A 19,509-nucleotide genomic window follows, 5' to 3' on the forward strand; every position below is an offset into this window, starting at 1 on the left:
CGGTTTTTCAGCGTAGCGGCATTAGAAGGGCGCTGGTCGGCCGCCCTGCGACCCTGGGCAGGCGAACGCCAGCCCAGCTGGCAGGAAGTTCAGCTCAGCTGCGAGAACATGTCGTTCCCGCTTGCCGTCGTCGCTGGGACTTCCTGCAGCACGTCCCAGTGCTCGATGATCTTGCCGTCCTCACTGAACCGGAAAATGTCCACTCCTGCGGAGTTGAACGTCTTGTAGTGCGAGTGGACGGCGACGAAGTCACCTTCGGCGATCACACGATGAACTTCGACGTCGACCGGCCCGAACTGGGAGAAGAAGTCCTTGACCGCCTGCAAACCATGGCCGGCCTGCGGGTTGTGCTGCTTGTAGTCCTGCACGATCAGCTCGTTGAAGGCCTCGGTGTCTCCGGCCCGGAAGGCATCGAAGAGTCGCGCCACGGTCTCCTTGTTGGCTTCGCTTGTGGCCATGGTGAGTCCTCCTGACAGCCGGTGTGGTGTGGCTCATAGAGTACGCGCGACCGGCCCCGTCAACAAGGCTCAGACAAGTACGCGATCAGACAAGCACCAAGGCCTCCGACTTCGCTGCCAACAAACCCTGCAGGCTGGCTACATCATGATTTACCGTGAGCATCAGCGCGGCCTTTACGCGTCAGAACGGCCTGGCGTGAGCCTTCGAAACCTCACGCCAGGCCGTTCGTCTATCCGATCATCCTCAGCCTGACGCCGCCGACGACACTAAATCAAGACATCACGGGAAAAACCTGCAAATTGGAGGGTGGAAATGACACGGCTGATCGGACCTCTCGAGGATGCGGCGGCGTGCAGGATGCCCTTGTGTTCGACAGGGAGTGAGTGGACGAGGGCCAGCAGCATAGCGGCCCAGAGGATGTAGCTCCGGCTGGCCGCATGGTCTGAGGTCAGGGATCCGGATCTTCTAGGAGCCAGCTCGTGGCTTCACTTCTGGACGTGAAGAAACGAGTAGGACACGGCGGCGTGTGGAGGCCAAGGGAAAAATTCGCGATGACTCGATCCACCGGACTTGAGCCGAGCAGTGCAATGCGCGAGGCGGCGCACGGGATGGTCCAGACAGCGCGGGCATCGTGGTCAACGGTCTCCGTTGTAGCCATCTCGACCAACGTTGGATGTTTTGACCCCATGGAGACGCCGTTAACTCCGGCCATCGCGGCCCGGGCGTCGGTAGCGCTAATTCTGGCGTTAGGCATCCAGACCAAGTGGATCAGACCGTCGGCCCGGAGCTCGACGGTGCCCTTTCCGCCTTCAATGGCGATCCGCGCCATGCCTCTATCCTCCCGCTGCCGGTTCCCGACTTATCGTAACCGTTGCTGCCGTGCCCGCCTTCGGTGGCTACCTGCCGACAGATCGCGAGACTGGGAAGCGCCCCGGCTTTCAAGGCGACACGGAGTCCGATTAGGGCCAGCGCGATCGCGAACCGAGGGGTTAGCGAGCCGCTTCCGCGGGAGCATTTTCTCGGTTGCGATGAATGCCCCAACGACCGCCATCCGCCGACACTCATTGTCCCCGCTGACGCTTTCGGGGCTACATAACGTCCGCGGGCGCATGGAACGGTGCTCCCAGTGGAGCGCCTCGCTTGGGGAGGAGCGCAGTACACAGAGGACGCTACCGCGGACTGTGATACCGAGGCGGGCCGGCCGGTCCTGACGACGCGGTCAGGTTTCAGGCCCCTGGGTGAAGTAGTTGTGGGCGTCGTGGTAGGTGATCTTCGGCGGCTCCGGTATTCCGGCCTCTTGGCTGAAGGGGCCAATCTGATCCCGTGCAAAGGCGTCGTAGAGTTCGCGGGATTTCCAAAGGTCGGTGACGAGTATTCCGTTGTCCGTCGCCGCTACCCAGTGGGATAAGGCGCCCGCCGGGGCGGGTCCCTCCTTGGTGAGGCCCATTTTTACGATGACCTGGTCGTATTGCTCCAGGGTGGCGCCGTTGAACTCCATGATGACTGCGACAGCCATGTCTCTCTCCTCATAACCGGCAGACCGGCAGGAACCGGCCTGCAAAATGAATGGATACGGCTTGTTGTACGCTCCGCAGGAAGGTTCGTCAACGACCTGCCAGGGACTATGGATTAAAGGGATTGGGAGATGGCGGTTTCCTTTCCATGTCGGCTACAACGCATGGGAGGCCGCCTTCCATACGACTCGGCGGCGGCCTCCCGAATCGCTAGGGCATGATCTTGTACAGATCGATGACGGTTTCTTCGGGCGGCGATGCGAATCCGCCCTCGATGCCCTGCTGCATCCGCGGAAGTAGGATGCTGTCGCGGAATTTCTCCCAGCTCTCCTTCGAGTCATGGACGGCCATGATCGTCCAACCCCCGGCGGAAGAGCCTCCGGCGTGGAAGATCTGACCGTCGGGCAGGCGCCCCTCGCCTGGGTGAACCGCGGCAATTGATGCCTCGTACTGTTCCTTGGTGCCTCCTGGGAAGAAGTGCACAATTCCGTATGGCGTGGCTTCCATTTCTGCTCCTGGATGGTCGGAATGTGTTGGACATTGCCAACCATGAGACTCCGTCAGTCGGGATGTCAAGCAGTTGGCGGTACAGGGTGAAGGATTCGGCTTCATTCTGACTTCCTACCAAGGCGTCAACGAGGGCGCTTAAGCCGTAGCAGCGGGAACCTCGTTCGGATTCCGTCAGGGCCTTCGATCCCCGGGCCATCTGTCGAGACTGCCACGCGCCGCCGCCGTCGTCGTTCGTGAGGAGAATCCGATGGCTCCCAGGTCTGCGATCAGGCCCGCCGGTGATTGTCTAGATTGTCCGGTTCGCAGGAGTTCCTTCGTGTTAGATTGCAGAATAGAAGCCCAGCAGGATGACACCACGCGCCGCTATTGTTGAAGGAAACTGCGGCAACACGACGGCGGCAATTGTGCTGTGATGCGGGGCGATGCCCCTTCCCGCACGTTGTGTGAACGTTGAATCCAAACATCAAGGGGACGACGCGGTCAGGTCTCCGTCCCGTGTGTGAAGTAATTGTAGGCGTCGTGGTAGGTGGTCTTGGGTGGCCACGGCATCCCGGAACAGCTCCAGGGCCGGACGGCACTGACCGGTGGCGAGCAGCGAGCCCTCAAACGCCTGCGTGACGAAGGCGATGTGCGTCTGGAACAGGAACGCATCCCGTGGCAAACCGCGCTGAAATCGCTGCAGACGGCGTGGGAAAAGATCGCTGAGCGAAGCCAGTAGAAAATCAATTCCGATTGAGGCCGAACTTTCCCGTCACGAGGGCGTGCTTGTCACCACATGCCGGCGCGCGGCTCTGGCAGTCTTGAATCCTGCCCGGTGGTCAGGCAAACGCTTGGAGTCCGGCCTTTTGATGCAAATCGCTTCTGAAGGTGTTTCTCATCCAGAACCTGAATCTTCGATCGGGCAAAGGGGGAGCCGCAGCCGTTGGTCGGCTTCAACGAAAACGAGGGGGAGGAATTGACCCCGGTCCTGAATTCCCGTGTCGTGGGCTCGGACCTTGAAGTCGAGACGACGCACTTCTCCAACTGGTTCACTCAATCGTGGGACTGGCTCGCGTCATGGGCCAAGGATCAGGTCACTGCCATGTTCACCGCGACCCACGGTGAAGACCCGAAATGCGAGAACGAGGATGCGGCCCGTGCAGGGGGCATCACCGTGACTGGCGGTCCGGGCGATGCCGTCAAATGGTGCATGGGCAAGGCAGCGACAGGCGCCACAGTTATTAAGCTGAACAACTCTCGCGGCTACGCGGTATCCGCTGAAAGCACACCCGGACTGTCGATCGGCACCCGCGGCGACGATGTGGGCCAGTGGCTGCCTAGATTGGCCAAATACATCACCTTTCCGTCAAGTGCTCACAACGACGTAGAGATCCTCGGACCGGGCGAAACCGCCTACTACAACGTCGATTCGACGACCGGATCATCTATGGGCGTCAAGATCATGCCCTCGCCCCCGGCGTACCAGGCAACTGTGCTGCATTTCGCTGCCGAGACCGCCATCATGATGTACAGCAGGTTCCACAAGGGAGCCGATCCATTGACAATCAGCGCCGCCATTGATGCGATGGACGCCGTGGACTGCGCCTCAGCCGTCCAGGGCATGACCGCCTCGCCTGACATCAGCACCCCAGCTGCCGCTGCTTCGTACGTTAATGCCGCCCTGCAGGCTGTATGGCCGTGCCTGGGAAGAACCATGGAACATCTGGTTGCCGCCGGAACATCAGAGGCCTTCGCTGTGCTGGCTGGAGGCGTAGTGTCCTGGCTGGAATCAGGGCTCGAAAAGGTCGTCGACGGAATCCGCGCTATTGCGGACACCGTTTTGCATCCTGACGGGTACCAGATCATCGTCACGGTCCCGGACGGGCTCCAGGCCTATCACGGGATTCTCGGGACCGGGGTGACCATGTTGGCCAAGAACTCCCCGTACCAGGCCCAAGTGGATTTCCGATATCCTGCTGGCTGGGCTGTCAGCTCCACGCCCCTTCCGCCGCTGATGAGCGACACTCATAACGGTGTGGGCGTGGTGAGCAGTGCAGGCCTGCATGAATTCCAGCTCGTCTTCTATGCCGATTTGAATGAGCCATGCGGAGCGATTCCGGCCAGATTGGTCGAGTCCACGCCGGTGCAGGTGGAGTCCGAAACTGATTCTCGCCAGGGTCAGCAATGGATCCAGTCCACCGTATTTCATCCCCCAGCCGGTTACGGCTACAGCTTCCCGGTCGTGCTGACACTGCAGCTGTCAGACTCCCCGGGCACTGTCGCCTCGGACGGTCAGGATTGTCCAGGCAGGTCGAGCTTCAAAGCGGGTCCCGTTTTCGGCCGTTTCCTCCACCAGCGAGGATTCAACGCCGTTTCCTCCACCAGCGAGGATTCAACACCGAGCAGGAGGCTATCACCTACCTAAACAGTCCGGAGAGCCGCCAAATCAAGGCGGTCATGACATCGCTGACTGTCACCGTTTACTGACCGATCAGAAAGTCAGACCAGCAGGAAGCGCTCCTTGGCATCCTGGTAGGGAAATGCAGAGATCCGTGCAATCGGGGCAAGCCTAGACGGGAATCGAAGACCTTAGGGCAGGGCGGCCGGAATAGGAGATGGGCTCCATGAATTCCCGTTGGCGGGGACGGTTGTTGCTTCTGTTTGGCCGGATTAACATCACGACATGGATACTGTTTGCCACTCATGCGGTTCCGAGTTGGGCGAGGATGCTCAAACGTGCTGGAACTGCGGCGCTGCTACGGGCAACCCGCCACACGCAAAGCCTTACGCGAAGGCTCATGCTCCGTCTGTGACGGTCGGGTCTGCCGAGCAGGGGTCATGGTGCAATAAGTGGAATGTGAACCGTCCCGGGAATCATGCCGCCTGTTTGTTGGCGGCGTCGTCGGGTAACGAGCCGATTTCTAGAGCATAGTATGCCTGCTCGAATTCCTCGGGCGTCTGGTGCCCGAGGGAGGATCGTTGTTTATGCCCGAAATCGGTGGAGCCTCATCAGGAGTGTCACTTCAGCTGCCGAGTTCTTCCGAAGCCGTGCGTCCGGCGGCTTGGACCCTCCGGAGGAAGTCGGTGATGACGCCAATCTGGGCGTCGTCGTAGCCGGCGCAGATGTCGTCCATGAGGCTGTTCATGCCTGAGTAGAGCCGGAACATCTCGGCATTTCTGTCGGGAAGCACCCGGATCACGACGGCGCGCCGGTCGGACGGGTCGCGGTCCCGGGCAATCCAGCCGCCGCGTTCAAGCCGGTCGAGGATGCCGGTCATCGTTGCCGGGTGCAGGCCAGCATGCTTGGCCAGCATGGTCGGGCTGAGCGGCCCCCGGCTTGAGATCAGGTCAAGACAGTCGAGGTCAACGTCCTTGAGCTCGGCTTGAGTGCCAACCTGGTGATTGAGCACAGACAGTTGGACGCGCGTGCCGCGAAGCTCGGCTTTGAGTTCAGCCACTGCGCGCCGCCGAAGACGGGAAATCGCAGGCTCTTGATTTGATACGTAAGTCATATGATATCGTTTCTGTATTGTATGGTTTTCCTAGGATAAGGGTAGCGGAGAGGCCGCATTCACATGAAGATCGCAATATTCGGGGCGAACGGCCCCACTGGAAGGATTCTGACCGCCCAGGCGCTCGACGCCGGACATGTCGTCACCGCCGTCACCCGCAGACCGCAGGACTTCCCGTTGCGGGCCCCCGCCCTGAGCGTGGTCGGCGCTGACGTGTACAACTCCGCAGAGGTGGACGCCATTGTCGCTGGTCAGGACGCCGTGCTCTCAACCCTCGGTGTTCCCTACAGTCGTCGGCCGATCAATGTCTATTCGGCCGGCACCGGCAACATCATGCGGGCTATGGACCGCCATGGTGTACGCCGACTGGTGTGCGTGAGCTCCAGCGCCGCTGACACTACGGCCGGCCCGCACGGCGGTTTCTTCTTCGACAAGGTGTTGCAGCCGCTGGTCACCAGTCTGTTGGGGCGTACATTATATGCGGACATGCGGCGCATGGAAGCCGCCGTCGCGGCCAGCGACCTAGAGTGGACCATCATGCGGCCCTCCGGACTCTTTGAGACCGAATCGGTCACCGACTACAAAGTGGCCGTGGACTACCTCAACGGGACATTCACATCACGGGCCGATCTTGCGGACTCGATGCTTCGCCAGCTCACGTCGGATGAGTTCGTCCGCAAGGCGTTGGCTGTTGCAACCTTCGCGCACAAGCCAAGCCTCATCCAGCTACTCGCGCGTGAGGCCAGCAGCAAGAAGGCAGCGCCTGATCGGGTGCCGGAGGCGAAGTCGTCATGAACCGCACCGCGATCCAAGCCATTTCGCGCCTCGCCGGACTCCTCTTCGGGGGCCTGTTCGCGGGATTCCTCACGGGGGTGCTCGTCCTGGAGTTGTCGTTGCGGGGCTTCGACGGCGCCGTCTACACCCAGCTGCAGCAGGTTGCCCTGATCGGCCTGCCGATACTGGCATCGGTCCTGCTGTTCCCCGCGCTGATCGCCACTGCGGTACAGGTGTTTCTGGGAGCAAGGTCAAGGGGGCGCACTTTCTGGTTGACCGTTGGTGCACTGGCCCTGCTGCTCGCAGCCTTGGTTACGACCCTGGTGGTCAACGTTCCCATCAACCTGGCCGAAGGCGGATGGAACATCCAGAGCCCACCGGAGGACTGGGCGAGCGTACGCGATCGCTGGCAGTTGGGCCATCTCATCCGAACATGTGCCGCATTGTTCGCTTTCGCGGCCCTGGCCGTCGCAGTCGTGCGGCAGCCCATGCAGCTCCGGAGCTCGCTGCACGCGTCGGCCTGAAGGGCCTGACGGAACGGACAAGCCCTCCCGCACATGATGTGGGGGAGGGCTTGCTGTTCATGCCCCAAAAGTGATCGAAGGCCCGGGCGGATTCAAGTGATCGACAGTTGCAACACCCCCGAAAAACGGGAGTTGCAACACCTGTGGAAATACCAACAAGAAATAGTTCTTCCTTAACGGAAAGATCACCCTTAAGGAAAGAGTCTGGCCCGTCCGCTTCGCCGACCCTGAAGCGGGCTTACCGGAGCTACTCGTCGTCCGATCGGGCGGATTTCTTCTTGGCTTTGGAGCGTCTGGGGAGCATTCCGCTGGCCGCAGGAGAATTAGGATTCAACCTCAGTACCTGCCGTGCCTGGGCGGGACCTTCCGTTAGGAAATCTGGCCAAAAGTACACCCAAGCCGACGAGGACAAGTTCACGGTCGGACGTGGCTTGCGGAGCAGCCCGACGATTCTGTTCTTGACGAGCGTGGGGTCGTGCTTCCGGGCCAGTTCTTGCTTGCGGAGGAGGTCCTTCACGATCAGCTCGACATCTCGCAGTTTCACTGTTGTTCGTGTATTTACCGTAAACGTCTCCGGCGCGACGCCCTGCAGCAGCTTCTCGCTCTTCGTGCGCAATTGTGCTTGTACTACGGCCGGGGGAGCGAAGAACAGCGGGTGCGGGACCTCGGCCTTCCGGGCAAGGTCCAAGAGGTCGGAGTATTGGATCTTCGACTTCTCGAGGGCGTGGAGGTACGGTGCCCGCCCGTTCACGACAGAGTTCTCCAGGAGATCTACGAAGACTGATCGGTCGATCGACACCGGCTCACCCGCAATAATCACGTGCACTTTGAAGTCCCCAACTCCAGTTCCTGTTCGCAGACTCAGTCCTTGTCTATGCCACCGCAATATATACGCCGTCGAAATCGCAAAAAGGGGCGTCCAACCAAAACAGCCCGGACCGGTCGTCTGCCGGTGTACACAATTGTCGCTGGAGGGTCGGTGGCATCTGCTTATCAGCCGCGTGCCTTTCCCATTGAAATAGGCTCACCTGGTAGCAGCCCTGAACAGGCAAGGCCAGATGGGAGGCGCTCTTGATGCCCCTCGATACGATTGGGACTGGGGAGACCCGGGTCCAAGTCCCTCCTCGCCAAAGGCCCTCAAAGCGACTCAGCAGGCAGTGTAATTCTGCCTAGGCAGTCCTTGAGGGTCTGCTTAGGGAGCACCCACCTCCCTTTTGAACAATATCTGGCAAGAAAATCTGAAAGTTTATATGGGTCAAAATCGGCCAATTTCGTGCATTTCTGCAGGTCAAAGCCATTTTCACTACCCATCTCCGGTTAATAGTTTGTGACCACCAATGTTCTTTCTTGAGGTATTCGATGTGCCGTGAGACTTCAAGCGGCCGCAAACTTCTGCTCAACGGCATCGGGCCGCGGCCCTTGAGAGTCGAACCTTGGGGGAGAGGAGCCCACCGTCGGCGCATAATCCAGTTCCATGAACTTGGGCGGCTGCTTCTGCCATGGCTTTTTCTGAATGTCGGGAATCGCCACGGTTCTACCAATGACCGGATTGTTCCGACTATTCGGTGATGCGGGAATCAAAGGGACTTCTTGAAGAAGGTCGCGGCGTCCTCATAGGTCAGCGCACGGTAGAACTCGCCTGCCCGACGGCTCGCTAGAGAGATATAGGCAGCGCCTTGCTCCCGCGCCCACGTCTCGGACTCAGTCATCAGGGCCTGCCCTACGCCTTGTCGTCGCACCTGCTCGGCCACCATTACTTCTTCGACCCAGGCAGTAGGTCCGTTTGCAAGAAATGTGGCTCGGCAATGGGCCAAAAGGTAGCCGACGACGGATCCGTCACGCTGTTCGGCCACCAGGATGAGTGTCTGGGGCGTCTGGAGCAATGAACGGAAGGTTCGATCAAACGGTTCCTGCTTCGGCGCGAACGTGCCTGCGAAATCCTGAACCAGAATCCAAACGCTGTCTGCATCGTTGACGGTTACTCGATGTAGTCGGCGCGGAGCACGTGCCGGGCTCGCGGGCGCTTCCCGCCGTTGATGTCCCGGACGTACTGCGCGAGCCGCTCCGGGTTCTTGCCGGCCCACCCGTGAGCAAGGGCCCAGCCCTGCATCGCGTCGGCGTCTATCGGGATCCTGGCGTCGCGCATTGCCAGGAGTACGCCGACGACCTGGTCCTTCTCAAAGCCGGCCGAAATCGTGTTGTTGTGGTTCACCGTGAGCGTCAGGCCCCTTAGAGCCTCTACGACGATTGGGTCGAGATCGGGGGAGAGAGTCTTCCAGTCCGAGCCGTCGCCAAGAACATCCGGGTTCATCGCTGTGACCCAAGGGCGGATCCGATCGGCGTTCCAGGTGATGACGCAGATGGCACGGATCCCGCGGCCGGAGCGCACCAGCTCCCCGATATCGTCCATGTCCGGCCAGGCCATCAGCACCGGACCAGTACTTCGTGGTGTTCCGCCCCCGCGGCCCCTTAATCCGACGCAAGAGGCTGCGGCACACCGCGAAGCCGCAAAGTCCCTGCTCAAGATCCGCGACAGCTACATCCACTTGTTGGCTGATGTGAAGGGGAACGCTTTGTCAGCGAAGGAGATCAGAAACCAAAGGGACCATCTCAGCGCTCAGGCGCAGAAGGTGTATCAGACCGCTCCCGACACCAGCTCTAAAGCGTACATTCTGGCGCGGCGGGCATTGAAGGAACGTGAAGACCTTACTTTTTCCGACGAGGAAATCGACAAGTTTCTGCCTGTCAATCTTCGTAAGACCGCACCAACCGGTACTCGAGAAACTCCCGCCCGCCGGTCGTAGCGGTTGCTTGTAGATGGCGGGGAGCGTCCTTCCTAGACTGCAATCAGTGCGGCCGTTCCCTTCCCGGTGCTGCACGCGCCTTATCAATGACTAGCGGATGCAGCAGCTTCGACTGGGCTTCAGGGGATTCTTCACTAGCGCCATCGCCGAACCATATGCCCGTACCTTTCCACACCTCGTAATGTAACAACCATTCCGAGGACCAAGGAAGGACGGTGTCTACGAGGAGCATCTTCGGGGACCACTGCCCTGCGGTATTGAGGCACAGCGACGCGTCCTCCCATATATGCGGGAGGCGGCCCTGTTCATCTGGTCTTAGCGCAGGTTCAACGACGTTGACCATCGCCGACGGGCCCGTCCGAAGAACGTCGCGACGGCCGTCCTGAATTTTACCCGTCTGTCCCGACTGGAAAGGGTAAAGACCGAGACCGCGCCGCCGGGAGGGCGGCCGGGAACGGACCAATGGCCCTTGCCCGGCCGACCCGGGGCGCGTAATGTCCATGTCGGTCAGGCACTCCGGCCCGGCCACACGTTCCCGCGGTGAAAGGCCTTCTGATGTCCTGTCCGGTTGAACAGAACGAAAAGTTTTCCGCCTACGCTCATCCCGGACGGCTGGTCTCCACCGACTGGCTGGCCAGCACGATTTCATCCGGCGCCGTAAAGGAGGGGGCACTGGCGGTCGTCGAGTCCGATGAAGACGTGCTGCTGTACGACACCGGCCACATCCGCGGCGCGGTCAAGATCGACTGGCACACCGACCTGAACGACGACGTTGTCCGCGATTACGTCGACGGCGACGCGTTCGCGAAGCTCCTTGGTTCCAAGGGCATCGGGCGTGACACGACCGTTGTGATCTACGGCGATAAGAGCAACTGGTGGGCCGCCTACGCGCTCTGGGTTTTCACGCTCTTCGGCCACGAGGATGTCCGCCTGCTCGACGGCGGCCGTGACAAGTGGATCGCCGAGGGCCGGGAGCTAACCACCGACGTCCCAGAGACGGCGCCGGTGGACTACCCCGTCATCGAACGCAACGACGCTCCGATCCGCGCCTTCAAGGAAGACGTTCTGGCGCATCTGGGCAAACCGCTGATCGACGTCCGCTCCCCGGAGGAATACTCCGGTGCGCGCACTCACATGCCCGCCTACCCCGAGGAAGGCGCGCTGCGCGGCGGCCACATCCCCACCGCAGCGTCCATCCCCTGGGCGCGCGCGGCCGCGGAAGACAGCACTTATCGCAGCCGCAAGGAACTCAAGGATCTCTACCTGGACGAAGCCGGACTCAAGCCCGGTGACGATGTCATCGCCTACTGCCGGATCGGCGAGCGTTCCAGCCACACATGGTTCGCCCTGAAGTACCTGCTGGGCTTCGAAACGGTCCGCAACTATGACGGCTCTTGGACAGAGTGGGGCAACGCCGTCCGCGTGCCGATCGCCAAGGGCACCGAACGCGGCTCCATCCCCGCCTGGTTCACGCACGGTCGGCGAACAGGGTAGTCAAGGGGCTTGTTACGGGCCGGTCAAGGGCGGGCCACACCCGCCGGGCCCTCCGGGGGAAGCCCGTTGCTGAACGGCGCGGTTTGGCCGGGCTCGGGGCGCTGGCCCCATTCCGCAAATAGTAATCCCGCTGGACGGGCTGGTTCAAAGCGGTCCGTTACCTCCGCGATAACCCGGTGCCAGGTGCAAAGGACGCGCCGATGTCGAGGCTGTCCCTGCTCCCGATAGAGCCATGTCCAGGGCTCGGCCGTCTTTGGTGTGCGGATGGCATCCCGTTGGTGGAGATTCCTCTTCCGCTGGACGCGCTACCGGCGGAACAAACTGGTCTCAACTAAAGACCTGCACGCCCTGGACGTACCGTATGTCAAAATCCAGATCACAACCCGCGGATCGGCCGGCAGCACCGAGATGATGGTCCGGGGAATCCGCAACGTCCTCGCGCTGGCCATGGAGGATCCAGGAACCTCGGCGGTGGTGACGTTGATACTTCAGCCCCTATGGGGTGGATGCTGTTCACGATCATGGCAGCGCTGGCGCAGATGGAACACGACATCAAGCGCGAGCGAATCGTTGACTCATCAGCAGTCGTGACGCCGGGAAGGATCTTGGCGGGCGCCCCCGCCGTGTCACCGACAGCCAAATTCGTAGCGCTGTGCGCCTGGTTGAAGGTGGGGAGCCGGCGGCGCACGTTGCCCGCGATCTGGGAATGCCCCGCAAGGTCGCGAGCTCTCACTGACTAGGCGCTCGGCGCAACCCAACTCGGAAGGCGACAAAGAGCGATCTCAGAACGCCGCCACATAGCGCTGAACTCCACAGGTATCAAAGTTGGTCAATAGGTTTGGGGCAGCGTTTTTGACCGTCCGTTTGGGGCATGCCCCAAACGGACGGTCGTTCTAGTCGACGCAGCCAGAGGAGGACTCCTGATCGGCGGCTACTTTGGGCGCGAAGCGCAGGAGTCACTTAGAACGGAGCTGGTTATCGTCCCAAACCCTGGCGTGCGCGAGGATTTGCGAGATGACGTTGGTCGTGGCATCCGCATAATCGTTCATATCGGATTATCGCAGTCGTACCAACATTTTTTTGATATCGGCATACAGGGCACGGTCAGTTTCATCCCGTCATTCCTCGGAGACTCGCAGCTCCAGGTCGCCCCCTGAGCCCGAATTCCCACGGATAAGCCCCTGCTGAACAGCGCAACGGCTCAGCCCACGTCATATGCGGGGCGGTCGTATTCGTTCGGCGGCTTCCACCTTGGACGGGCAATTTTCGTCGTCGTGAGCCACCGCTCCATACACATCTCCGCGATGAGACGGCAGGCACTTCATCACAGTTATTGCTAACGAAGGATTCCCGCGTGCCTGGGAAATGGAGGGCGCGCGGGACATGGACCCTGGAAATCAGGAGGCATCCTGCGCGCAGAAAATCACAAACGTTCCACTCCCGGATCGAGCCGGGAACGGCCAGTCCTTCCAGAACGAAGCGGTCCCTGGCGATGAACTGCTCCGCTTTTTCCCGGCAGGTGAAGTTGCCCATTGACCCGTTCACTGCCTGGTTGTCGAAGGTCCCAACGTGAAGCAGGAACGCCATCGGCGATCGGCAGTGCCTAAGACAGGCGTCACCGGGTAGACCCCGGCCGCCGCCAGCAGTCCCGCGCCCACCCAGGGTGCGAGATCGGGCGCGTCCGCAGCCAGCAGCGCCGACAGCCCCGCGGCCGCGTATGCAACGACGCCGAAGCCGATCCACGTCAGAAGTTAACCGCCGACCAGAGCAGTCGTCGATCCGGCTGCTGCGTACGGCACGGATGGACCTGAGGTAAATCGAAGTGAGCGGTGCCAGCACGGGCAACGTCATGGCCGCCATCATCAGGGCCAGGAAACCCCAGAGCCCGAGTCCCATCGTCCCCGGGCTTGTGGACATGCGCCCGTGAGGCCTGAGAAAGTGAGAGACCACGCCAGTGCCCCGCCCCCGATCAACGACAGCCCTGCGGCATGGTGGCTAACCGTCAGGTAGCTCCTGGCCCGGACCTAAGCCGACCAGGCGAAGGGGGCCGAGAAGGAGTTCTTCCCGGCGTTGTCCCAGGTCATCCCGAACACGTCGACGCGGCCGGTGCTCGCGGTGCCGGCTGCCAAGGTGTCGGCAGGAAATCCGACCCCGCTGATTTTCACCCCAAGTTCCGTACGGTCCATGGGAGACACGAAGTCCTCGACCGCCATGTCCACGGCACTGCCGATCCTGACCTGATGCCGGCGCCCATCGTCGGCGTAGGCCATCTCCAGAGACTCCATGCCAGCCATTTCACCGATCAAGGCGGCCAGACCCTCCATCGGTCCGCCAAGCTGGCCGCCGAAGACTGCACCGAGCGCCTCGGCCTGCTCAGCTGAGGCGGCAGCATCCATCAGGACTCCGACCTTCCAGCCCCCGCCACCCATCAGGGCGGGTGTGTCGGCGACGACGCAGACGGTGAGGCCACCGACGTCGATACCATTAACGTCGCCGGTGTCAACGTGGAAGGCCAGGGCCACCTGGCAACGGTCGTTATCCGCCGGTGCGGTCTGCCCGGAAGTCGAGCACGGGCAGACCATATCGCAGTTGCAATTCTCAAAATACGTACCCTCTACACGCCACGGCATTTTGCGGCTCCCTTCGAAGTGGCACCCCCAAAACAAAGTCTCCTCCCGCCCATCACCACGGTCAACGGCCTCAGATGACTCATCAAAGACGCCGACCTGGCGTATTCGACGAATGCTTCGAAAGCTCAATTCCCGCCGAATTCGTCCATACACCGGTCCCCCACCGCGACACCTGGGACCCTTCCGCCGCCAACGAAAATCCCATGCGTCTGACTGTGGGAGTGTTGCTCAACTGGGAGGGAGCAAACGGGATGCAGCAGCCTGTTGAAGGACCGGCTTGCGGGACAGCGATGACGCCGGTTAGTGCAGCCTGGACCGTGCAAGTATGGATGAGGTTGATGCTGAGCCCCGCCAGAAAGAGCTTTTGGTAGACCTGTCGATTTGGAGACCGCTCGTTCGTAGTTGAAGTGAGAGGCGGGAAGTGCCCGCCATGATGAGGAGCACGATCATGAGGAAGTATCTTTTGTCTGTTCACAGTGTTGCCGGTGAGGTTCGCAACCCGATGACAGACGAGGAAATGCAGGAGACCACCAAACATGTCTACGCCCTCCAAGAGGAGATGAAGTCCGCTGGCGCATGGGTCTTCGGCGGCCGTCTACACGAACCCGACACTGCCACCGTCGTGCGAGTGTCCAACGGTGAGGTGCTGACCACCGACGGCCCGTTCGCTGAGTCGAAGGAGCACCTCGCCGGCTTCTACATCGTCGAGGCCGCGGACCTCGATGCGGCGCTCGTTTGGGCGTCGAGGACCACCGCCATCGTCGGGGCGCCGATCGAGGTCCGTCCGTTCCAGGACGAATCCGAGGCCTAACGACGTGCGCGACGCCGACGTCGCACCCGAGCTCGACGTGGCCGAGGTCGGCCGGATTTTCCGTGAGGAGTATGGCCGCTCGGTCGCCACCCTGATCCGTGTCTTCGGCGATATCGATGTCGCCGAAGACGCGGTGCAGGATGCGTTCGTCGAAGCCCTGCGGAGGTGGCCGCGCGACGGCCTGCCGCCTAACCCGGGTGGTTGGATCACGACGACCGCCCGCAACCGTGCCATCGACGGCCGGCGCCGCGCGTCGCGTGGGCTGCAACTGCTCAGCGAGGTGGCCGTACTCATGCCGGGTAATGAGGATCCCTTGCCGGAGGAGGCGGGACCAGTGCGCGATGACCGACTTCGCCTGATCTTCACCTGCTGCCACCCAGCACTCTCTACGGAAGCACAGGTGGCGCTGACCCTGCGCTTACTCGGGGGACTGACAACGGACGAGGTCGCCCGGGCCTTCCTCGTCGCTGTGCCGACAATGGCCCAGCGCCTCGTCCGCGCCAAGCGCAAGATCAAGGCAGCGCAGATTCCCTTCCGAGTGCCGCAGGACCAAGAACTGCCGGACCGCGTGCGCGCCGTCTTGACCGTCATCTACCTCATCTACAACGCGGGAGCGGAGAGCCCGGCCGGCGGGCATCGTCCCGGCGACGATCTGCGGGGCGAGGCGATCCGACTCGTTCGGCTGCTCGTTTCTCTCATGCCGGACGAGCCCGAGGCAGCCGGTCTCCTTGCCCTCCTCCTCCTGACCGAATCCAGACGAGCGGCCCGATTCGCCGCGGATGGCTCGCTCGTTCTCCTGCGCGATCAAGACCGCGGGCGATGGGACCGGGTAATGATCAACGAAGGCCAGACGATTGTGCGTGCCTGCCTGCGCCGCAATCAGCCCGGCCCGTACCAGCTCCAGGCGGCCATCAACGCGGTGCACGCCGACGCGGACTCGGTCGAGGCAACTGACTGGTCCCAGGTCGTCGCACTCTACGATCAACTCCTGGCCGTCGCACCGACCCCCGTCGTCGCGTTGAATCGAGCCATTGCAGTCAGCGAGGTCGACGGGCCAGATGCGGTGCTCGCGCTGGTCGACGGCCTCGGTCTCGATGGTTACTACGCCTACCACGCCAGCCGGGCCGACCTCCTGCGCCGCCTCAACCGGCCCGACGAGGCCGCCGACGCCTACGAGATTGCAGCGTTGCTTGCACCGACGGTGGCCGAGCGCGTCTTCCTCGCCCGCCAGGCGCGGCGGTACAGACACCCACTCAAGTCACGGGATACCTCGACCGAGTGACAACGCGCGCCTCGACCCCGCCTCGGAAGCAGTCATCGTCGACCTGATCGTCGACCGCAGCCGCAGGAAACGGGCGACCGGATAAATCCGTCGCTGCCGGGCCTGCCCAATGGCCGATCCAACTTGTCCACTTGCTGGCTTCCGTCCGTTAGACCGATGACCGCGAGGACACCGAGGTCGCTCACCGTTTTCCACCCCCAAAAGACTATGCTGTCGTCACGTTCCTGGTGCGAGGAGAAGTCCAATGGGGATAGACGGAAGCCGAACAAAGCCGATGTTCGAGAAAACCGAACACTGGTCGTCGCCGCTTTCTCTAGACGAAGCGTTGACGGCAATCTCCAAAGCGTTTGCGGCGGACAAGGCAAGGATCCGGCAGGACGGTACCTTCCTTGAAATACGAACGGGATCCAATTTGCAGTACCGCCTATGGGGCAACCTATTTTCATGGAGCCGCCGGAAAATACCGGTGGCGTTAACAGTCCGAGTTCGAGCAGCGGAGCACGGCGTCCATATTGATGCGCACGCATTCGACACCTTCGGTATCCGACTAACCGACCACGCATTTTTCGGAGCCCAAGAAACTTTTGAGGATCGGCTCGACGTTCTACTGCGCCAGGCAGCTGCCGCCGCAGAGGCATCTCCGAAGGCCTGAAGCAGTTCCGAGCCAAGCTTCGACTCAGCGGCCAGAAGCGTCCCGTAGAGGGTCGCACTCCACTGGGCTCGTCAATCCTGGGCGACTTTGCGCCCATTGTGGTGGGCTGCCAGTTTTCGGCCCGGTCAGGGTTCGCCTTCCGATGGCGTCTTTCCCCGCGGTCCCAGTGCAGAGGACTTCTGACATTCGGTGCAGACGACTTCTGAACCTGACAGACGGGCTCACCCACCGCTGAAATCACTACAAATTCCGCACAAAAATACACGAAAAATGCCTAGAATACGCGCCAAAACCCCTATTCATTCAGTTGAATGGTCGCCAGAATTGAGGTAGCAAGTCAGCCAGTCGAACCTAACTAAGAGTGATACGAAACCGAGGACTGAAAATGACTCTCACCATCTACACCAAGCCCGCCGGATGCTTTGGCTGCACGAAGACCAAGCAGAAGTTCGCAGAGGCCGGCATCGCCTTCCACGAGGTGGACGTCACCACCAACGAAGGCGCCTTCGAGTACATCACCGAAGAGCTCGGCTACTCCGAGGTCCCCGTCGTCGTCTACGACAAGGACGCCACCGAAAACCACTGGTCCGGCCTGAACCCCGCCAGGATCGATCAGATCATCAGCATCGAAACAGCAGTCGCCGGCCCCGTCCGCGAAGCCTAGAAAACCCCGCCTTTACCGCCAGAACGAAACCAGCAGAGAAGGAACGAAACCAATGTCAGGCGAAACCAGCGTCACCGTAATCGGCAACCTCACCAACGATCCCGAACTGCGTTTCACCCCGGGCGGTTCCGCGGTCGCGAACTTCACGATCGCCTCCACGCCCAGGACATTCGACCGGCAGAAGAACGAATGGGTGGATGGCGAGACTCTCTTCCTGCGGGCGCGTGCCTGGCGGGACGCCGCAGAGCACGTCGCGGAATCCCTCACCAAGGGCACCCGGGTCACCGTCACCGGGCTGCTGACGTCCCGGACCTACGAGACCAAGGCAGGGGAGAAGCGGACCGTGATCGAACTCGAAGTCGAAGAAATCGGCCCCTCGCTCCGGTACGCCACCGTCCCCCGTGGGTTCACGAAAGCTGACGGTTCCTCTGACGGGAACTCAAGCGTAGAGGACTGGGTGTAGGGTCCGCGTGCCGTGAGTTCGGAGCATGACACTCGCAGGAACCGTCGGCTATGGGCGCTGATCCATGCGGCGGATGGGTACCCGTGGCGGGAGGCGAAGATTCTAAGTGGATAAGAAGAACAAATCCTTCTCGCCCTATTTCACCGAAAGCGACGCCGAGCAGGTGCGTGCAGCATTGTACCCGTGGCGGGAGGCGAAGATTCTAAGTGGATAAGAAGAACAAATCCTTCTCGCCCTATTTCACCGAAAGCGACGCCGAGCAGGTGCGTGCAGCATTCCTGGCAGCAGGCCATCTCGAGGGATACGCCTCCATCACCGAACTCATCGAAGCCGCAACCATGCGCGAAGTCCGGCGTCTGCGGCGCAGGCACAACGCCGGCAGGAAATGGCCGGGCGTCCCGGCCGGGGCGCTGCGACCAGGACGCAGGACCCGCGAAGAACTCCGTCAGCATTACGAGAAGAGCGCATAACAGGYTTGYGAAAAAGTGAAAAATCCGWCGCTAAGGTTTCTGTCAATCCCCTGAAACCGTAGAGGCTCCGTATTGTGGGTTGGCCCGGAGGGTTGGCGTAGCGCCGCCCGCCAGGAGGCGGGTCTGGTCTGGCCCCCCGTGTGCTGTCTGCCTGACCGGGGCCGCGAGGAGGCTGTACTGCATACATGACATCACACGCTGGCATCGGCAGGTCCAGGCTTAACCTTCATCAAACGGATCAGTCTGATCGAATTCTGACCCACAGACGCTAAGGTTTCTGTCAATCCCCTGAAACCGTAGAGGCTCCGTATTGTGGGTTGGCCCGGAGGGTTGGCGTAGCGCCGCCCGCCAGGAGGCGGGTCTGGTCTGGCCCCCCGTGTGCTGTCTGCCTGACCGKGGCCGCGGAGGAGGCTGTACTGCATACAKGACATCACACGCTGGCATCGGCAGGTCCAGGCTTAACCTTCATCAAACGGATCAGTCTGATCGAATTCTGACCCACTGCCCACTGCCCACTGCCCGCACTGCGACATCGGCGCGTCCACAGGGCCTTGACCTGCGGTTTTGTTGAATTTCTGGGCACCTTAGGAAAGGCAGCCAAATGCCGTCTCATCCGGGAGCCTCTCATTGGGCTACCGCAGCATATTGACACCCCTATGACGCGGAGTAGTCTCTGCCTTAACGAGGTTCCGGCCCCGTTCAAAAAGTGTGTCAGGCGCTGCGTCGCTGGGGTGCTCCGCTAGGCAATGAAGCCAGCGAGGAGGGTCCTAAATGTCTTGGGAAATGTCCGGAAAATACGTTGGAAGCTGCAATTGCTCCTTGGTCTGTCCGTGTCCGGTTGACGGTCCGCCTACCGGTCCGAACGGCGAATGCCGTGGCGTTGTCGTGTTCCATATTGCGGGCGGAAAGGCAGGACGGCCCTCATCGGCGATGCTGCGCACGAAATCAGCCCCATCGGCGGACAGGG

Annotated in this window: 21 protein-coding genes and 2 pseudogenes; 14 read left to right on the plus strand and 9 right to left on the minus strand. The window is 61.4% G+C overall.

What is annotated here, in order from left to right; all coding sequences use genetic code 11:
• Nucleotides 1–89: 89 nt before the first annotated feature.
• The 4 genes from ASG92_RS12180 to ASG92_RS12195 all read right to left on the minus strand — a co-directional run bounded on the left by ASG92_RS12180 (nucleotide 90) and on the right by ASG92_RS12195 (nucleotide 2,480).
• Complete coding sequence (locus ASG92_RS12180; RefSeq protein ID WP_056628493.1) at nucleotides 90–458, minus strand: nuclear transport factor 2 family protein; 369 nt, start codon at nucleotides 456–458, stop codon at nucleotides 90–92.
• Nucleotides 459–907: 449 nt separating this feature from the next.
• Nucleotides 908–1,288 carry an STAS/SEC14 domain-containing protein gene (locus ASG92_RS12185; RefSeq protein ID WP_056628496.1) on the minus strand — a complete coding sequence of 127 codons (381 nt, stop codon included), beginning with the start codon at nucleotides 1,286–1,288 and terminating at the stop codon, nucleotides 908–910.
• 390 nt (nucleotides 1,289–1,678) lie between these two features.
• A complete protein-coding gene (locus tag ASG92_RS12190) occupies nucleotides 1,679–1,975 on the minus strand; it encodes a hypothetical protein (RefSeq protein ID WP_056628498.1) in 297 nt (98 codons plus the stop codon).
• Between the two features lie 208 nt (nucleotides 1,976–2,183).
• Entirely contained in the window at nucleotides 2,184–2,480 is a 297-nt protein-coding gene (locus ASG92_RS12195) for a hypothetical protein (protein ID WP_056628501.1), read from the minus strand.
• Between the two features lie 535 nt (nucleotides 2,481–3,015).
• Between ASG92_RS12195 and ASG92_RS12200 the strand changes: the two genes are divergently transcribed.
• Together ASG92_RS12200 and ASG92_RS12205 are read left to right on the plus strand one after the other, a co-directional pair.
• Entirely contained in the window at nucleotides 3,016–3,201 is a 186-nt protein-coding gene (locus tag ASG92_RS12200; RefSeq protein WP_240987116.1) for a Wadjet anti-phage system protein JetD domain-containing protein, read from the plus strand.
• Between the two features lie 237 nt (nucleotides 3,202–3,438).
• Entirely contained in the window at nucleotides 3,439–4,887 is a 1,449-nt protein-coding gene (locus ASG92_RS12205; protein ID WP_157372199.1) for a hypothetical protein, read from the plus strand.
• A gap of 598 nt (nucleotides 4,888–5,485) precedes the next feature.
• Here ASG92_RS12205 and ASG92_RS12210 read toward each other — a convergent pair.
• Nucleotides 5,486–5,920, minus strand: coding sequence for a MarR family transcriptional regulator (locus ASG92_RS12210; RefSeq protein ID WP_240987117.1), 435 nt, complete (start codon nucleotides 5,918–5,920; stop codon nucleotides 5,486–5,488).
• A gap of 117 nt (nucleotides 5,921–6,037) precedes the next feature.
• On the opposite strand from ASG92_RS12210, the gene ASG92_RS12215 reads away from it, so the two are divergent.
• Entirely contained in the window at nucleotides 6,038–6,769 is a 732-nt protein-coding gene (locus ASG92_RS12215; RefSeq protein ID WP_056628513.1) for an SDR family oxidoreductase, read from the plus strand.
• Complete coding sequence (locus tag ASG92_RS12220) at nucleotides 6,766–7,272, plus strand: anthrone oxygenase family protein (protein WP_056628515.1); 507 nt, start codon at nucleotides 6,766–6,768, stop codon at nucleotides 7,270–7,272. Before ASG92_RS12215 ends, ASG92_RS12220 begins: the two co-directional genes overlap by 4 nt.
• A 247-nt stretch (nucleotides 7,273–7,519) precedes the next feature.
• On the opposite strand, the gene ASG92_RS12225 is transcribed toward ASG92_RS12220, so the two are convergent.
• The 3 genes from ASG92_RS12225 to ASG92_RS28980 all read right to left on the minus strand — a co-directional run bounded on the left by ASG92_RS12225 (nucleotide 7,520) and on the right by ASG92_RS28980 (nucleotide 9,682).
• Nucleotides 7,520–8,098: a hypothetical protein gene (locus tag ASG92_RS12225; RefSeq protein WP_056628518.1), complete on the minus strand. Its 579-nt coding sequence runs from the start codon at nucleotides 8,096–8,098 to the stop codon at nucleotides 7,520–7,522.
• 751 nt (nucleotides 8,099–8,849) lie between these two features.
• Complete coding sequence (locus tag ASG92_RS12230) at nucleotides 8,850–9,356, minus strand: GNAT family N-acetyltransferase (protein ID WP_082579476.1); 507 nt, start codon at nucleotides 9,354–9,356, stop codon at nucleotides 8,850–8,852.
• Nucleotides 9,251–9,682: a hypothetical protein gene (locus tag ASG92_RS28980; RefSeq protein ID WP_162256316.1), complete on the minus strand. Its 432-nt coding sequence runs from the start codon at nucleotides 9,680–9,682 to the stop codon at nucleotides 9,251–9,253. The genes ASG92_RS12230 and ASG92_RS28980 overlap by 106 nt, the downstream gene beginning before the upstream one ends.
• On the opposite strand from ASG92_RS28980, the gene ASG92_RS28310 reads away from it, so the two are divergent.
• The 3 genes and pseudogenes from ASG92_RS28310 to ASG92_RS29795 all read left to right on the plus strand — a co-directional run.
• Nucleotides 9,681–10,076, plus strand: a complete 396-nt coding sequence (locus ASG92_RS28310) for an SLATT domain-containing protein (protein ID WP_056628526.1) — start codon at nucleotides 9,681–9,683, stop codon at nucleotides 10,074–10,076. The two genes, ASG92_RS28980 and ASG92_RS28310, sit on opposite strands and share 2 nt — an antisense overlap.
• Before the next feature lie 555 nt (nucleotides 10,077–10,631).
• Nucleotides 10,632–11,570, plus strand: a complete 939-nt coding sequence (locus ASG92_RS12245; RefSeq protein ID WP_056628529.1) for a sulfurtransferase — start codon at nucleotides 10,632–10,634, stop codon at nucleotides 11,568–11,570.
• Between the two features lie 461 nt (nucleotides 11,571–12,031).
• Nucleotides 12,032–12,306: pseudogene (locus ASG92_RS29795) on the plus strand (recombinase family protein); the annotation flags it as partial.
• Nucleotides 12,307–13,594: 1,288 nt separating this feature from the next.
• Here the strand turns inward: ASG92_RS29795 and ASG92_RS12255 are convergent.
• A complete protein-coding gene (locus ASG92_RS12255; protein ID WP_056628532.1) occupies nucleotides 13,595–14,200 on the minus strand; it encodes a DUF1326 domain-containing protein in 606 nt (201 codons plus the stop codon).
• A 448-nt stretch (nucleotides 14,201–14,648) separates the two neighbouring features.
• Here ASG92_RS12255 and ASG92_RS12260 point away from each other — a divergent pair, with 448 nt between their 5' ends.
• The 7 genes and pseudogenes from ASG92_RS12260 to ASG92_RS27340 form a co-directional block, all read left to right on the plus strand.
• The gene (locus ASG92_RS12260) at nucleotides 14,649–15,011 is read left to right on the plus strand and encodes a YciI family protein (RefSeq protein ID WP_056628563.1); all 363 of its coding nucleotides are present in this window, start codon (nucleotides 14,649–14,651) and stop codon (nucleotides 15,009–15,011) included.
• 4 nt (nucleotides 15,012–15,015) lie between these two features.
• A complete protein-coding gene (locus ASG92_RS12265) occupies nucleotides 15,016–16,293 on the plus strand; it encodes a DUF6596 domain-containing protein (protein WP_056628535.1) in 1,278 nt (425 codons plus the stop codon).
• Nucleotides 16,294–16,537: 244 nt separating this feature from the next.
• Nucleotides 16,538–16,945: a hypothetical protein gene (locus ASG92_RS12270; protein WP_157372202.1), complete on the plus strand. Its 408-nt coding sequence runs from the start codon at nucleotides 16,538–16,540 to the stop codon at nucleotides 16,943–16,945.
• Nucleotides 16,946–17,330: 385 nt separating this feature from the next.
• A complete protein-coding gene (locus ASG92_RS12275; protein ID WP_056628541.1) occupies nucleotides 17,331–17,609 on the plus strand; it encodes a glutaredoxin family protein in 279 nt (92 codons plus the stop codon).
• 52 nt (nucleotides 17,610–17,661) lie between these two features.
• Nucleotides 17,662–18,000 (plus strand): annotated as a pseudogene (locus ASG92_RS12280) (single-stranded DNA-binding protein); the annotation flags it as partial.
• Between the two features lie 278 nt (nucleotides 18,001–18,278).
• Nucleotides 18,279–18,542 carry a hypothetical protein gene (locus ASG92_RS12285; protein WP_056628545.1) on the plus strand — a complete coding sequence of 88 codons (264 nt, stop codon included), beginning with the start codon at nucleotides 18,279–18,281 and terminating at the stop codon, nucleotides 18,540–18,542.
• 783 nt (nucleotides 18,543–19,325) lie between these two features.
• The coding region (locus ASG92_RS27340) for a DUF1326 domain-containing protein (protein WP_240987119.1) at nucleotides 19,326–19,509 on the plus strand (184 nt) is incomplete at its 3' end.

Source organism: Arthrobacter sp. Soil736, assembly GCF_001428005.1.
Lineage (GTDB): Bacteria > Actinomycetota > Actinomycetes > Actinomycetales > Micrococcaceae > Arthrobacter.